The sequence below is a fragment of the Kytococcus aerolatus genome, from assembly GCF_900187395.1.
GTDB lineage: Bacteria > Actinomycetota > Actinomycetes > Actinomycetales > Dermatophilaceae > Kytococcus > Kytococcus aerolatus.
On the sequence record NZ_FYEZ01000001.1, the window covers coordinates 34,769 to 49,225 of the forward strand.

Annotated in this window: 11 protein-coding genes and 1 pseudogene; all 12 read left to right on the forward strand. The window is 74.2% G+C overall.

Annotated elements, in window-relative coordinates; all coding sequences use genetic code 11:
- The 12 genes and pseudogenes from pyrR to CFT82_RS00200 all read left to right on the forward strand — a co-directional run bounded on the left by pyrR (nucleotide 1) and on the right by CFT82_RS00200 (nucleotide 14,455).
- Nucleotides 1–591, forward strand: coding sequence for a bifunctional pyr operon transcriptional regulator/uracil phosphoribosyltransferase PyrR (gene pyrR / locus CFT82_RS00145; protein WP_268807399.1), 591 nt, complete (start codon nucleotides 1–3; stop codon nucleotides 589–591).
- Nucleotides 588–1,529, forward strand: coding sequence for an aspartate carbamoyltransferase catalytic subunit (locus CFT82_RS00150; RefSeq protein ID WP_088817097.1), 942 nt, complete (start codon nucleotides 588–590; stop codon nucleotides 1,527–1,529). Before pyrR ends, CFT82_RS00150 begins: the two co-directional genes overlap by 4 nt.
- Nucleotides 1,526–2,887, forward strand: a complete 1,362-nt coding sequence (locus CFT82_RS00155; RefSeq protein ID WP_088817098.1) for a dihydroorotase — start codon at nucleotides 1,526–1,528, stop codon at nucleotides 2,885–2,887. The genes CFT82_RS00150 and CFT82_RS00155 overlap by 4 nt, the downstream gene beginning before the upstream one ends.
- A complete protein-coding gene (gene carA / locus CFT82_RS00160; RefSeq protein WP_088817099.1) occupies nucleotides 2,884–4,131 on the forward strand; it encodes a glutamine-hydrolyzing carbamoyl-phosphate synthase small subunit in 1,248 nt (415 codons plus the stop codon). Before CFT82_RS00155 ends, carA begins: the two co-directional genes overlap by 4 nt.
- On the forward strand, nucleotides 4,131–7,475 hold the full coding sequence (gene carB, locus CFT82_RS00165) for a carbamoyl-phosphate synthase large subunit (protein WP_088817100.1): 3,345 nt from the start codon (nucleotides 4,131–4,133) through the stop codon (nucleotides 7,473–7,475). Before carA ends, carB begins: the two co-directional genes overlap by 1 nt.
- Entirely contained in the window at nucleotides 7,475–8,293 is an 819-nt protein-coding gene (gene pyrF, locus CFT82_RS00170) for an orotidine-5'-phosphate decarboxylase (RefSeq protein ID WP_088817101.1), read from the forward strand. Before carB ends, pyrF begins: the two co-directional genes overlap by 1 nt.
- A gap of 62 nt (nucleotides 8,294–8,355) precedes the next feature.
- Nucleotides 8,356–8,679: an integration host factor, actinobacterial type gene (mihF, locus tag CFT82_RS00175; RefSeq protein ID WP_088817102.1), complete on the forward strand. Its 324-nt coding sequence runs from the start codon at nucleotides 8,356–8,358 to the stop codon at nucleotides 8,677–8,679.
- A complete protein-coding gene (gene gmk / locus CFT82_RS00180) occupies nucleotides 8,676–9,263 on the forward strand; it encodes a guanylate kinase (RefSeq protein ID WP_088817103.1) in 588 nt (195 codons plus the stop codon). The genes mihF and gmk overlap by 4 nt, the downstream gene beginning before the upstream one ends.
- A 56-nt stretch (nucleotides 9,264–9,319) precedes the next feature.
- A pseudogene (gene rpoZ / locus CFT82_RS12300) lies at nucleotides 9,320–9,571 on the forward strand (DNA-directed RNA polymerase subunit omega); the annotation flags it as partial.
- Between the two features lie 173 nt (nucleotides 9,572–9,744).
- Nucleotides 9,745–10,992, forward strand: a complete 1,248-nt coding sequence (gene coaBC, locus CFT82_RS00190) for a bifunctional phosphopantothenoylcysteine decarboxylase/phosphopantothenate--cysteine ligase CoaBC (RefSeq protein WP_088817105.1) — start codon at nucleotides 9,745–9,747, stop codon at nucleotides 10,990–10,992.
- Nucleotides 10,993–11,109: 117 nt separating this feature from the next.
- Entirely contained in the window at nucleotides 11,110–12,327 is a 1,218-nt protein-coding gene (gene metK, locus CFT82_RS00195) for a methionine adenosyltransferase (RefSeq protein WP_088817106.1), read from the forward strand.
- A gap of 7 nt (nucleotides 12,328–12,334) precedes the next feature.
- The gene (locus CFT82_RS00200; protein ID WP_159461802.1) at nucleotides 12,335–14,455 is read left to right on the forward strand and encodes a primosomal protein N' family DNA-binding protein; all 2,121 of its coding nucleotides are present in this window, start codon (nucleotides 12,335–12,337) and stop codon (nucleotides 14,453–14,455) included.
- The last annotated feature ends 2 nt before the right edge of the window (nucleotides 14,456–14,457 follow it).

Consider the following 14,457-nt stretch of genomic DNA (forward strand, 5'->3'; position numbering starts at 1 on the left):
GTGGAACCCACCCTGCCCGAACCCGTGCGCGCCGTCCTCGACGAGCGCGACATCGCCCGCGCCGTCCGTCGCATGGCGCACGAGCTGCTCGAGCGCAACCACGGCCCGCAGGACCTCGTCCTGCTGGGCATCCCCCGCCGGGGCCTCCCGCTGGCCCACCGCCTGGCCGACGCGCTGCGCGCCATCGAGGGCATCGAGGTGCCGGTGGCTGCGATCGACCCCCGCCACCGGCGCGACGACCTCGCCGCCGACCCCTCCGACCGGTCGGTGGGCGGCCCGGCGGGGACCGGAGCCTTCCTCGAGCCGCAGGTGCGCGTCGACGGCCGCGTAGTCGTCCTCGTGGACGACGTCCTGCACACCGGCCGCACGGTGCGGGCCGCCATGGACACCGTCTCGGCGGTGGGGCGCCCGCGGGCCATCCGCCTGGCCGTGCTCGCCGACCGCGGCCACCGCGAGCTGCCGATCCGCGCCGACCACGTCGGCAAGAACCTCCCCAGCGCCACCGACGAGCGGGTCCAGGTGCGCCTGGCCGAGCACGACGGCCGCGATGCCGTGGAGATCCTCCGCCCCCACCCCCGGGAGAACGCATGAAGCACCTGCTCGGACTGGCCGGACTGTCGGCCGGCACCCTGGTCGAGATCCTCGACGCCGCGGAGCGCTTCGCCCCGTTGCGGACCGAGCGGGTCAAGAAGCGCGACGAGCTGCGCGGGCGGACCGTCATCAACCTCTTCTTCGAGGACTCCACCCGCACCCGCTCGTCCTTCGAGATCGCCGGCAAGTGGCTCGGCGCCGACACCATCAACATCGCCGCCAAGGGCTCCTCGGTGAGCAAGGGGGAGTCCCTCCGCGACACCACGGCGACCATCGCGGCCATGGGGGTGGACGCGATCGTCATGCGGCACCCCGCCTCCGGGGCCCCGCACCAGGTGGCCCGCTGGCTGGACGAGGCCGGCACGGGCGTCTCCGTGCTCAACGCTGGCGACGGCACCCACGAGCACCCCACCCAGGCGCTGCTCGACGCGCTCACCCTGCGCCGGGAACTCGGCTCCCTTCAGGGGGCGCACGTGGCGATCGTCGGGGACGTGACCCACTCGCGGGTCTTCCGCTCGAACGTCATTGCGCTGCGGGCCCTGGGGGCACGGGTGACGGTGGTGGCGCCCCCGACGCTTCTGCCCAGCGGGGTGCGCTCCTGGTCGCAGGCCGAGGGCTTCGAGATCGCCGACGACCTGGATGTCGTGCTCCCCACGGTCGACGCCGCGATGATGCTGCGCGTCCAGGCCGAGCGCATGGCCGGCGGCTTCTTCCCCACGCCGCGCGAGTACACGATCGGCTACGGGCTCACCCGTGACCGTCTGGCCCTGCTGCCCGACCACGCCGCCATCTGCCACCCCGGGCCCCTGAACCGGGGCCTGGAGATCGCCACCGAGGCCGCCGACGACGCGCGCTCCCGGGTGCTCGACCAGGTGGGGGCCGGGGTCGCGGTGCGGATGGCCGTGCTGGACCTGCTGCTGAACGGAGAGAACTCATGACCCAGAACTCCTCCCTGCTCCTCACCGGGGCGGACCTGGCCGGCGGCGGTCCGGGAGACCTGCTGCTGGTCGACGGCACGGTCCGTGCGGTCGGTGGCGACGCGGCCGCGGTCGCGCCCTCCGGCACGCGGCGGGTGGACGCCGCCGGCCTGGTGGCGCTGCCGGGGCTGGTGGACATGCACGTGCACCTCCGGGAGCCCGGCCGCGAGGACACCGAGACCGTCGCCAGCGGCTCGGCCGCGGCCGCGGCCGGCGGTTTCACCGCCGTGCTCGCCATGGCGAACACCAACCCGGTGACCGACACCGCCGAGCGCGCCCTGTACGTCCACGAGCTCGGCCTGCGGGCCGACCTGGTGGACGTCCACCCGGTCGGCGCCGTGAGCAAGGGGCTGGCGGGGGAGGAGCTCGCCGAGCTCGGCCTCATGGCCCGCTCCCGCGCCCGGGTCCGCGTCTTTAGCGACGACGGGAGGTGCGTGGGCGACGCGCGGCTCATGCGGCGCGCCCTGGAGTACCTCCGCGCCTTCGACGGCGTGATCTCCCAGCACAGCCAGGACCCGCGCCTGGCCGACGGCACGGCCTGCTGCCACGAGGGCGAGACCTCCGGTCGGCTCGGACTGCCCGGCTGGCCGCAGGTGGCCGAGGAGACGATCATCGCCCGCGACGTGATGCTCGCGAAGCACACCGGTTCCCGCGTCCACGTGGCCCACGTGACCACCGCCGGCGGTGTCGAGGTCGTCCGCTGGGCCAAGGCGCAGGGGATCGACGTCACCGCCGAGGTCACCCCGCACCACCTGGCCATCACCACCGACCGACTCGAGGGCTACGACCCCGTCTTCAAGGTGAACCCGCCGCTGCGTCCCGACGAGCACGTGCAGGCCCTGCGCGAGGCGCTGGCTGACGGGACCATCGACATCGTGGCCACCGACCACGCCCCGCACGCCCGGCAGGACAAGGACCACGCCTTCGTCGACGCCGCCTTCGGCATGCTCGGCCTGGAGACCGCCCTGCCGGTGGTGAGCGAGGTCATGGTGCGCTCCGGGCTGCTCGACTGGGCGGACGTCGCCCGGGTCATGTCCAGCGCCCCGGCCCGCATCGCCCGCCTCGACGAGCTCCCCGGCGCCCGGCGCCAGGGGGCCGGCCTGGTGGAGGGGGCACCCGCCCACGTGACGCTGGTGGACCCGGAGGCCGCCCGCACCATCGACCGCGAGGCCTCCCTCTCGCGCTCCCGCAACAACCCCTGGCACGGCCAGACCTTCCACGGGGCCGTCGTCGCGACGCTCCGCGCCGGCCGCGCCACCCACTCGACCCTCGACGAGCTGCCCACCGGCGGCGTTCCCAGCCAGGAGGACCGCGCATGACCGCGACCACCGAGCCCACCGGCTCCCCGGACCGTTTCAGCCCCGAGCCCGCCGTGCTCGTCCTGGAGGACGGCACCCGCTACCGCGGCCATGCCTGGGGCGCCCGCGGCACGACCCTGGGGGAGATGGTCTTCACGACCGGCATGACCGGCTACCAGGAGACGCTCACCGACCCCAGCTTCGCCGGGCAGATCGTCGCCATGACCGCCCCGCACGTCGGGAACACCGGGTGGACCGGCCAGGACGACGAGTCCCGCGACGTCTTCGTCGAGGGCTTCGTGGTCCGGGACCCCGCCCCCCGGCCCTCGAGCTGGCGCAGCGAGCAGCCGCTGGAGGGGGTCCTCGCCGAGCGCGGGGTCGTCGGTATCAGCGGGGTGGACACCCGCGCCCTGACCCGCCACCTGCGGGACCGGGGGGCCATGCGGGCCGGCATCTTCTCCGGACCGGCCGGCGAGCGCCCTGTGACTGCGCTCGTGGACGAGGTGCGGGCCGCCCCGGCGATGGTGGGCCGCGAGCTCGCCAGCGCCGTCACGACTCCCGAGCCGGTCGTGGTGCCCGCGCAGGGCGAGCACCGGTTCACGGTGGCCGCGCTGGACCTGGGCATCAAGAGCAACACCCCGCGTCTGCTGGCCGCCCGCGGTATCGAGGTGCACGTGCTGCCCGCGGAGAGCACGCTGGAGGAGCTGCGTGCGGTGCCCGGGGTCACGACCCCCGACGGGCCAGACGGGGTCTTCTTCTCGAACGGGCCCGGTGACCCGGCCACCGCCGACGAGGCCGTCGCGCTGCTCCGGGGCGTCCTCGAGCAGGGCATCCCCTTCTTCGGCATCTGCTTCGGCAACCAGCTGCTCGGCCGCGCCCTCGGCTTCGGCACCTACAAGCTCGACTTCGGGCACCGGGGCATCAACCAGCCGGTGATGGACCGCACCACCGGCAAGGTGGAGATCACCGCCCAGAACCACGGGTTCGCGGTGGACGCCCCGCTGGACGCCGTGGTCACCGCGCCGCACGACGCGAGCCTGGGTCGGGTGTGGGTCTCCCACGTGTGCCTCAACGACCAGGTGGTCGAGGGGCTGGAGATGCTCGACCGCCCCGCCTTCTCCGTCCAGTACCACCCGGAGGCGGCCGCCGGGCCCCACGACAGCGAGTACCTCTTCGACCGCTTCGTGGAGCTCATGACCACGCGCAGCGCTGCCGACCGCAGCGCGCAGATCGCCGCCCTGACCACCGCAGGAGAGTCCCGCTGATGCCCCGCAACCCTGAGATCCAGTCCGTCCTGGTCATCGGCTCCGGCCCGATCGTCATCGGCCAGGCCTGCGAGTTCGACTACTCGGGCACCCAGGCCTGCCGGGTGCTCAAGGAGGAGGGCCTGCGCGTCATCCTCATCAACTCCAACCCGGCCACGATCATGACCGACCCGGAGTTCGCAGACGCCACCTACATCGAGCCGATCACCCCCGAGGTCGTCGAGCGGATCATCGCCCAGGAGCGTCCCGACGCGGTGCTCGCCACCCTCGGCGGGCAGACTGCCCTGAACTGCGCGATCGCGCTGCACGAGGCGGGTGTGCTGGAGAAGTACGGTTGCCCGCTCATCGGGGCGAACGTCGAGGCCATCCAGCTCGGCGAGGACCGACAGCTGTTCAAGGGCGTCGTCGAGCGCTGCGGGGCCGACACGGCCCGCAGCGTCATCTGCCACAGCATGGACGAGATGCTCGCCGCCGCCGACGAGATGGGCTACCCGCTGGTGCTGCGGCCCTCTTACACCATGGGCGGGCTGGGCTCGGGCTTCGCGCACGACGAGGCCGAGCTGCGCCGGATGGGCGAGGCCGGGCTGCGCGACTCGCCCACCACCGAGGTGCTCATCGAGGAGTCCATCCTCGGCTGGAAGGAGTACGAGCTCGAGGTCATGCGCGACCACGCTGACAACGTGGTGGTGGTCTGCGGGATCGAGAACCTCGACCCGATGGGCGTGCACACCGGTGACTCGATCACCGTGGCCCCCACGATGACGCTCAGCGACCGCGAGTACCAGCGGATGCGCGACGTCGGCATCGCGGTCATCCGGGAGGTGGGCGTGGAGACCGGCGGCTGCAACATCCAGTTCGCGATCCACCCCGAGGACGGTCGGATGATCGTCATCGAGATGAACCCGCGCGTCTCCCGCTCCTCGGCGCTGGCCTCCAAGGCCACCGGCTTCCCGATCGCCAAGATCGCCGCGAAGATGGCCATCGGGTACACGCTCGACGAGGTGCCCAACGACATCACCGGCTCCACCCCGGCGTCCTTCGAGCCGACCCTCGACTACGTCGTCGTGAAGGTGCCCCGCTTCGCCTTCGAGAAGTTCCCGGCGGCCGACCCCTCGCTGACCACCACCATGAAGTCGGTGGGGGAGGCGATGGCCATCGGCCGCAACTTCACCGAGGTGCTGCAGAAGGCCCTGCGCTCCACCGAGGCGAAGGACTCCTCCTTCCGCTGGGACCCGGCGGACCGCCCCGACGTCGACGAGGTGCGCGAGCTCCTGGCGGAGGCGGCCACCCCCACCGACGGCCGCCTGCAGCAGGTGCAGCGGGCCCTGTGGGGCGGGGCGACGGTCGACCAGGCCCACGCCGCCACCGCCATCGACCCGTGGTTCCTCGACCAGATCGCCTCCCTCAACGAGACCGCGGACGCGATCGTGGCCGACGTGGAGCGGCACGGCCGGCTGCGCCCGGAGGTGCTCGCCCACGCCAAGCGACACGGCTTCAGCGATCCGCAGCTGGCCCTCCTGCTCGGCATGGAGGAGGCCGTAGTCCGCGGCGTCCGGCACGCCCTGGGCATCCGTCCGGTCTACAAGACGGTCGACACCTGCGCGGCGGAGTTCGACGCGCGCACGCCGTACCACTACTCCAGCTACGACGAGGAGTCCGAGGTGGCGCCGCGGGAGAACCCGGCCGTCATCATCCTCGGCTCGGGCCCGAACCGCATCGGCCAAGGGGTCGAGTTCGACTACTCGTGCGTGCACGCCAGCTTCGCGCTGCGCGAGGCCGGGTACGACACCGTGATGGTGAACTGCAACCCGGAGACCGTCTCGACGGACTACGACACCTCGAGCCGCCTGTACTTCGAGCCGCTGACCCTCGAGGACGTGCTCGAGGTCTACCAGGCCGAGCTCCAGGCGGGACCGATCGCCGGGGTGGTCGTCCAGCTCGGGGGGCAGACCCCGCTCGGCCTGGCCCAGGAGCTCGCCGACGCCGGCCTGCCGGTGGTGGGCACCTCCCCGGAGGCGATCGACCGCGCCGAGGACCGCGGCCACTTCGGCCGCGTGCTGGCCGAGGCCGGCCTCGCGGCACCCCGCTTCGGCACCGCCTTCTCGGCCGACGAGGCCGTGGCGATCAGCCAGGAGATCGGCTACCCGGTGCTCGTGCGCCCCAGCTATGTCCTGGGCGGGCGGGGGATGGAGATCGTCTACGACGACGACTCGCTGCGGGGCTACGTGGAGCGGGCCGCCCTGGTGACCCCCGACAAGCCGATCCTCGTGGACCGCTTCCTCGACGAGGCCGTCGAGATCGACGTCGACGCCCTCTACGACGGCACCGAGCTCTACCTCGGCGGGGTCATGGAGCACATCGAGGAGGCCGGGATCCACTCCGGCGACTCGGCCTGCGTCATCCCGCCGGTCACCCTCGGCAGCGAGGAGCTGGAGAAGGTGCGCCAGGCCACCCGGGCGCTGGCGGAGGGCATCGGCGTGTGCGGCCTGCTCAACGTGCAGTTCGCCATCGCCCAGGGGGTCCTCTACGTGCTGGAGGCCAACCCGCGCGCCAGCCGCACGGTGCCCTTCGTCTCCAAGGCCACCGGTGTCCCGCTGGCCCGCGCCGCGGCCCGCATCATGCTCGGGGAGACGATCGCCGAGCTCAAGGCCGACGGCCTGCTCCCGGCACACGCCGACGGCGGGCTGCTGCCCCCGGACGCCCCGGTCTCGGTGAAGGCCGCGGTCCTGCCCTTCAAGCGCTTCCGCACGCGGGAGGGGCAGATCGTGGACAGCCTGCTCGGCCCGGAGATGCGCTCCACCGGCGAGGCGATGGGCATCGACAGCATCTTCGGCACGGCCTTCGCCAAGGCCGAGATGGGGCGCACGACGCCGCTGCCGGAGTCCGGGACGGTCTTCGTCTCCGTGGCCAACCGGGACAAGCGGGGCGTGATCTTCCCGATCAAGCGGCTGGCCGATCTCGGCTTCCGCCTGCTGGGCACCGCCGGCACCGTCGAGGTGCTGCGCCGCAACGGGGTCACCGCCGAGCCGGCCCGCAAGCTCAGCGAGGGCCGTGGTCCGAACGGGGAGCCCACGATCATCGACCAGATCACCGCCGGCGAGGTCGCGATGGTGGTCAACACCCCCTCGGGGCGTGACGCGCGGGCCGACGGCTACGAGATCCGGGCGGCCACGGCGGCCGCCGGGGTGCCGGTCATCACCACCGTGCAGCAGCTGGGTGCCGCGGTGCAGGCCATCGAGTCGCTCCGCGACTCCGAGCTCGAGGTGAAGCCGCTGCAGGCCCACACCGCCGGGCTGGACCTGCACGGCATCGCGGCCGCCAGCCGGACCGGGGCCGACGCCTGATGGCCGGGTTCGGTGAGCGGCTGCAGGCCGCCCTGGCCGAGCACGGTCCGCTCTGCGTGGGGATCGACCCCCATCCGGCCCTTCTGGAGTCGGTGGAGCTGGAGGCCGATGTCGAGGGGCTGCGGGAGTTCACGCAGCGCTGCGTCGCGGCGTTCGCGGGCCGGGTGGCCGCGGTCAAGCCCCAGTCGGCACTCTTCGAGGCCTTCGGGGCGGCGGGGATCGCGGTGCTGGAGGAGGCGATCGCCGGGTTGCGCGCCGCCGGCACGCTCGTGGTGCTCGACGCGAAGCGCGGTGACATCGGCTCCACGAACGCGGGGTACGCCCGTGCCTGGTTCGGCGAGGGCGCACCCCTGCGCTGCGACGCGGTGACCCTGTCCCCCTACCTCGGCCCGGAGTCGCTGGACGGGATCGTCGCGGCGGCCCGGGCCGACGGGGCGGGGGCCTTCGTGCTCTGCCGGACCTCCAACCCGGAGGCGGCCGCGGTCCAGACGGCCCTCGTCGCCGAGGGGGAGACCGTCGCCCGGTCCGTCGCGCGCTGGGCCGCCGGGCACGACGGGGACGTCGGCCTGGTCGTCGGGATCACGGTCGCCGACGCCCGGCGGGAGCTGGACCTGGACCGGGGGGAGGTTCCGCTGCTCGTCCCGGGCTTCGGCGCCCAGGGCGGCGCGGCCGCTGATCTCGTCGGTGTGCTCGGCGAGGCGGCCGCGGGTCGGTCGCTGGCCTCGGTGAGCCGGGACGTGCTGCGCCACGCCGGCTCGGTCGAGGAGCTCGTCGAGGCCGTCGACGGCTGGGCGTCGGCCTTCGCGGGCCAGCGGTAGACTGCGACCTCCCCCTGGCCCGGTCCGGGGGAGTGGTCCGTCCCGACGCCCAGGAGAGTTGCGTGTCCCTTCCCGCCCTCACCGCCGAGCAGCGGCAGGACGCCGCGCGTGCGGCCGTCGAGGCCCGGCTCCGGCGCGCCGAGGTCAAGCAGGCCGTCAGCGAGGGCCGGATGAGCATCGGGGAGGTCCTCGCCGTCGCCCGCACCGACGAGGCGGTCGCGAAGCTGCGGGTCACCACGCTCCTGGAGTGCCTGCCCGGCATTGGGCCGGTCCGCGCCGGCCGCCTCGTCGACGAGCTCGGCATCGCCCCCTCCCGCCGTCTGCGGGGGCTGGGTGTCCACCAGTCAGAGCGCCTCGCGCGCCGATGTGCAGAGGGAGTGCGATGAGCGGACGTCTCGTGGTGCTGGCCGGTCCGACCGCGGTCGGCAAGGGCACGGTGTGCCGGTGGGTCATGGAGCAGCACCCGGAGGTCTGGGTGTCGGTCTCGGCGACCACCCGGCAGCCCCGCCCCGGTGAGGTCGACGGCAGCACCTACCACTTCGTCGACCCGGAGCGCTTCTCGGCCATGGTGGAGGAGGGGGAGATGCTGGAGCACGCGGTCGTCCACGGCGTCCACAGCTACGGCACCCCCCGCGGCCCCGTGGAGGAGGCGCTGGGGTCCGGCCGACCCGCCCTGCTGGAGATCGACCTCCAGGGCGCCCGACAGGTCCGCGAGTCCATGCCCGAGGCGCTCTTCGTCTTCCTGGCCCCCCCGTCCTGGGACGAGCTGGTCCGCCGCCTGGTCGGTCGGGGGACCGAGGGACCCGAGGAGCGGGAGCGGCGGCTGGAGACGGCCCGCACCGAGATGGCCGCCCGGGACTGGTTCGACGTGACCGTCGTCAACGAGACGGTCGAGCAGGCAGGACGCGACCTCGTAGACTTGATCCTCGACCCGCCGCCGGTCCCCGCCGAGCGCCGCGCCACCCCGTGAGCTCCCGCCCCGTCCGGGGCGCCCATCATCCAGAGTCCCGATCCACAGGAGGATCCATGTCCGGCACCAAGGCCGCCCCCATCGGCGTGACGAACCCGCCCATCGACGACCTGCTCAAGCACGTCGACTCCAAGTACGCCCTGGTCATCTACTCGGCCAAGCGCGCCCGCCAGATCAACGCCTACTACTCGCAGCAGGGCGAGGAGGGCCTGCTGGAGTACGTGGGCCCACTGGTGGAGGCCGAGGGCTCCGACAAGCCGCTCTCGGTGGCGCTGCGCGAGATCAACGAGGACAAGCTGGTCCGCACCGTCCTCGGGGAGGTCGAGGAGGCCGACGACCTGCCCGCGATCGAGGCGGTGGAGGAGGACGAGGACGTCGTCCTGCCCGCGGAGAACGTGGACGTGAGCGTCGACGCGCCCGACGCCGCCCCGGTGGAGGCGCCGGCCGACGAGGCCGCGACCGACGAGGCTCCGGAGGCCTGATGAAGGTCGTGCTCGGTGTCGCCGGGGGGATCGCCGCCTACAAGGCCGCGAGCCTGCTGCGGCTTTTCACCGAGTCCGGCCACGAGGTGACGGTGCTGCCGACCGAGGCCGCGCTGCGCTTCGTGGGTGCCCCGACCTGGGAGGCCCTGAGCGGCCACCCGGTGGCCACGGACGTGTTCACCGACGTGCCCGGCGTGCGCCACGTGCGGGTCGGCCAGGAGGCCGACCTGGTGGTGGTGGCCCCGGCCACGGCCGACCTGCTGGCCCGGATGGCCGCCGGGCTGGCCGACGACCAGCTGACGACCACCCTACTCACTGCGACCTGCCCGGTGGTGGTGGCCCCGGCGATGCACACCGAGATGTGGCACCACCCGGCCACGGTGGCCAACGTGGCGACGCTGCGCGAGCGCGGGGTCCACGTCATCGAGCCGGCCGTGGGACGCCTCACTGGGAAGGACTCCGGTCCGGGCCGGCTGCCCGACCCGGAGCTCATCCACGCTGAGGCCCTCGCCCGGGTCGACGCCCCGGTGGGCGTCTCGGAGGGTCCGTTGGCCGGCCGCCGGGTGGTGGTGAGCGCCGGGGGGACGCGCGAGGCGCTGGACCCGGTCCGCTACCTGGGCAACCGCTCCTCCGGGCGGATGGGGGTCGCCCTGGCCGCCGCCGCCCGGGACCGCGGGGCCGAGGTGGTGCTGCTGGCCTGTGCCATGGACGTGGGGCCCCCGGCCGGTGTGCAGGTGGTGCCGACCCCGGACGCCACCGCACTGGAGCTCGCCGTCGCGGAGGAGCTCTTCGAGCGGCAGGCTGACGTGCTCGTCATGGCCGCCGCCGTGGCCGACTTCCGCCCGGCCCGGGTGGAGGAGAGCAAGATCAAGAAGCAGGGCGAGGACGAGGGCCTCGTGCTGGAGCTCGAGCGCACCCCCGACATCCTCGCCGGCGCCGTGGAGCGCCGCGACGCCGAGCGTGCGGCGGGTGGGCCGGACCCGGTCATCGTGGGCTTCGCCGCCGAGACCGGCGACGACGGCGCGAGCGTCCTGGAGCACGCCCGGGCCAAGCTCGCCCGCAAGGGGGTGGACCTGCTCGTGGCGAACGAGGTCGGGGTGGACACGACCTTCGGCAAGGACTCGGCCACCGTCCACCTGCTCGGCGCCGACGGCAGCGAGCGCACGGTCGGGCCGGCGCCGAAGACCGAGCTGGCCGAGGCCGTCTGGGACGCGGTGCAGGCCCTGCCCACCCCCGCACGCACCTGACACCGGTCCACCCCGCAGCACGGCGCGGAGCCCCGGCTGTCGGGGCCTGCCCCTAGGCTGTGCCGCGCGTCGGGTCGACGCGTCGTCAGACAGCAGCCGCTGCACCAAGGAGAAGCCATGCCCCGCCTGTTCACCAGCGAGTCCGTGACCGAGGGTCACCCCGACAAGATCTGCGACCAGATCTCCGACGGCATCCTCGACGAGATGCTGCGCCAGGACCCCGACGCCCGGGTGGCGGTGGAGACGATGGTGACCACCGGCCTGGTGCACGTCGCCGGCGAGGTGCGCACGAGCGGGTACGTGAACATCCCGAAGGTGGTGCGCGACACGATCAGCACCATCGGCTACGACAGCTCGGAGAAGGGTTTCGACGGCCTGACCTGCGGGGTCGAGGTCTCCATCGGTGACCAGAGCGTCGACATCGCCCGGGGGGTCGACGACTCCTACGAGTCCCGTCGCGGCGAGGGCGACGCCCACGAGCGGCAGGGGGCCGGCGACCAGGGGCTGATGTTCGGCTACGCCTGCCGGGACACCCCTGAGCTCATGCCCTTGCCGATCTGGCTGGCGCACCGCCTCAGCCAGCGCCTCACCCAGGTGCGCAAGGACGGGACGCTGCCCTACCTCCGCCCGGACGGCAAGACGCAGGTGACCGTGGAGTACGACGGCGAACGCCCGGTGCGGCTGGACACGATCGTCCTGTCCTCCCAGCACGAACCCGGCATCCCGCTGGAGGGCGTGCTGACCCCCGACGTGCGCGAGCACGTCATCGACCCGGTGCTCCAGCAGGCGGCGGACTCCGGCATCGCCCTGGGGACCGACGAGCTGCGCGTCCTGGTCAACCCGACCGGCACCTTCGTCATCGGTGGGCCGATGGGGGACGCCGGCCTGACCGGGCGGAAGATCATCGTGGACACCTACGGCGGCATGGCGCGCCACGGCGGGGGTGCCTTCTCCGGGAAGGACCCCTCCAAGGTGGACCGTTCGGCGGCCTACGCGATGCGCTGGGTGGCGAAGAACGTGGTGGCGGCCGAGCTGGCCGACCGCTGCGAGATCCAGGTGGCCTACGCCATCGGCTCGGCGCACCCGGTGGGCCTGTACGTCGAGACCTTCGGCACCGAGCGCGTCCCGGTGGAGCGGATCGAGAAGGCCATCGGGGAGGTCTTCGACCTGCGGCCCGGCGCGATCGTGGAGGCGCTGGACCTCAAGCGACCCATCTACCAGCCGACCGCCGCCTACGGGCACTTCGGTCGCCGCGCGGCCCCCGGTGTGGCCCGGGCGTTCACCTGGGAGAACACCGACCGCGTGGAGGCCCTGCAGCGCGTGGCGCAGCGCTGAGGCGCCGATGACCGAGCCGCTGCTCCCGGTGCCGGGGCTCAGCGTGCCCCAGCAGCCCGTCGGGGGTGGCGAGCCGGCCGAGCACCTGCCCGTGGCGCGGGTGCTCGTGGCCGGGGCGCTGCCCCACCTGGACCGGCTCTTCGACTATCTCGTGCCAGCCGACCTGGACGAGCGGGCGCGGCCGGGCGTGCGGGTCACCGTCCCGATGGCCGGTCGCACCGAGGAAGGATGGATCACCGAGCGGGTCGAGCAGTCCGAGCACGCCGGACGCCTCTCCTCGCTGCGCGCGGTGGTCTCGCCGGTGCCGGTGCTCACCGAGCGGCTCCACGCCTTGTGCCGGCGGGTGGCCGCCCACTACGGGGGGACCGTGGCCGACGTGGTGCGCCTCGCCCTCCCGGCCCGGCACGCCTCGGTGGAGAAGGCCTGGCTGGCCGAGCAGCAGGCGGGAACGGAGGGGGTGTCCGACGCGAGGGAGGGAGCGGGCGCGCTCCCGGCACCCGCCGCCCCGTCCCCCGGTCCGGCCTGGCGCGGCGTGGCCGCGGCGGCGGCCCTCCTGCAGCGCATCAGCGCGGGCGAGGCCCCGGGGGCGGCCTGGGTGGCGGCCCCCTCGGCCGGTGATCCGGCGGCCGACTGGGCCCACGCCTTCTGCGATCTCGCGGTCGCGGCGCACGCCGGCGGCCGGGGCGCGCTCCTGCTGGTGCCGGACGAGCGGGAGGTGGAGCACCTGCTGGCGGTGGCGGCGACCCGGGAGGAGAGCTGTCTGGGCGAGGTCGTCCGCCTCACCGCGGCGGACGGACCACGGGCCCGGGCCGCCACCTGGCTGCGGGTCCTCGACGGGCGGCACCGGATCGTCGTCGGCACCCGCTCGGCCGCCTTCGCCCCGGTGCGTGATCTCGGGGTGGTCGCCTGGTGGGACGACGCCGACGACTCGTGGATCGAGCCGCGGACCCCGCACCCCCACACCCGACAGGTGGCCGCGCTCCGGGCGGAGCTGGAGGGGGCGGCCCTCGTCGCGGCCGGTCCCTCGCGCACCCTCACGGTCCAGCAGTGGGTCGAGCAGGGGCGGCTGGTGGACCTGGAGGCCGACCCCGCCACAGCTCGCCGGCTCGGTGCAGGTCGCCACGTGGCGGGGGAGGGGCAGGACGCGGAGCGGGACGCCGGCGCCCACGTGGCGCGGATCCCCAGCGTCGCCTGGCAGGCCGCTCGGCGGGGGCTGGAGACCGGCCCGGTGCTGGTCCAGGTGCCTCGCACCGGATTCGCCCGCTCGCTGCGCTGTGCCGAGTGCCGCCGTGAGGCCGGCTGCCCGCGCTGCCCGGGCCGGCTCGGGCAGGACGGCCCGGAGGCGTCCCTGGCCTGTCGCACCTGCGGGGAGACCGTGGACCGGTGGGAGTGCACGCACTGCGGTGGCCAGCGCCTGCGGTGGGGCTCACCGGGGACCGCGCGGACCGTGCACGACCTGGGGCGGGCCTTCCCCGGGGTCCCGGTCCGGCAGTCCACCGCCGCGTCCCCGCTGCACGAGGTCGATGCCGAACCGGCCCTGGTCATCGCCACCCCGGGCTGCGAGCCGCGGACGCCCGTCGGCTGGGCAGCGGTCCTGCTCCTGGACGGTGCGGTGAGCCTGGAGCTCCCCCTCACCGACGCCGAGGGGGAGGCGATGCGCCGCTGGTCCTCCGCAGCGGCCGACGCCCGCCGGGACGGAGCCGGGGTCGTCCTCTGCGGGGTGCCGGCCCACGGGGGCATCCCGGCCGTCGAGGCCTTCGTCCGTCACACCCCGGGTTGGTTGGCGCGTCAGCAGCTCGCGGAGCGGCGGGAGACCCGGCTGCCCCCGGCGGTGTCGATGGTCCACCTGCTCGGGCACCGGCACGACGTGGTCGGCGGCCTGGAGGAGCTCGCTGCCGCCACCACCCTGCACGAGGTGCTCGGGCCGGTCCCCGTGGGGGTGGGGGCGATCCCGGCCCGGTGGGGGCTGGAGCCCGAGGAGGCCGCGCAGGCCTGGGTCCGGGCCCCCCACGCCGAGCACGACGAGCTCGCCCGGGCGGTGCACCACCTCCGGGCCCATCGCTCCGCCCGCCGTGCCGGGGGGCACCTGCTGGTGACCGTCGACCCCGACGAGTGGCTCGCTCCGTAGAC

Coding starts and splice junctions, on each gene's coding strand:
- CFT82_RS00150 (WP_088817097.1), top strand. CDS start 588: ATGAAGCACCTGCTCGGACTGGCCGGACTGTCGGCCGGCACCCTGGTC.
- CFT82_RS00155 (WP_088817098.1), top strand. CDS start 1,526: ATGACCCAGAACTCCTCCCTGCTCCTCACCGGGGCGGACCTGGCCGGC.
- carA (WP_088817099.1), top strand. CDS start 2,884: ATGACCGCGACCACCGAGCCCACCGGCTCCCCGGACCGTTTCAGCCCC.
- carB (WP_088817100.1), top strand. CDS start 4,131: ATGCCCCGCAACCCTGAGATCCAGTCCGTCCTGGTCATCGGCTCCGGC.
- pyrF (WP_088817101.1), top strand. CDS start 7,475: ATGGCCGGGTTCGGTGAGCGGCTGCAGGCCGCCCTGGCCGAGCACGGT.
- gmk (WP_088817103.1), top strand. CDS start 8,676: ATGAGCGGACGTCTCGTGGTGCTGGCCGGTCCGACCGCGGTCGGCAAG.
- coaBC (WP_088817105.1), top strand. CDS start 9,745: ATGAAGGTCGTGCTCGGTGTCGCCGGGGGGATCGCCGCCTACAAGGCC.
- metK (WP_088817106.1), top strand. CDS start 11,110: ATGCCCCGCCTGTTCACCAGCGAGTCCGTGACCGAGGGTCACCCCGAC.
- CFT82_RS00200 (WP_159461802.1), top strand. CDS start 12,335: ATGACCGAGCCGCTGCTCCCGGTGCCGGGGCTCAGCGTGCCCCAGCAG.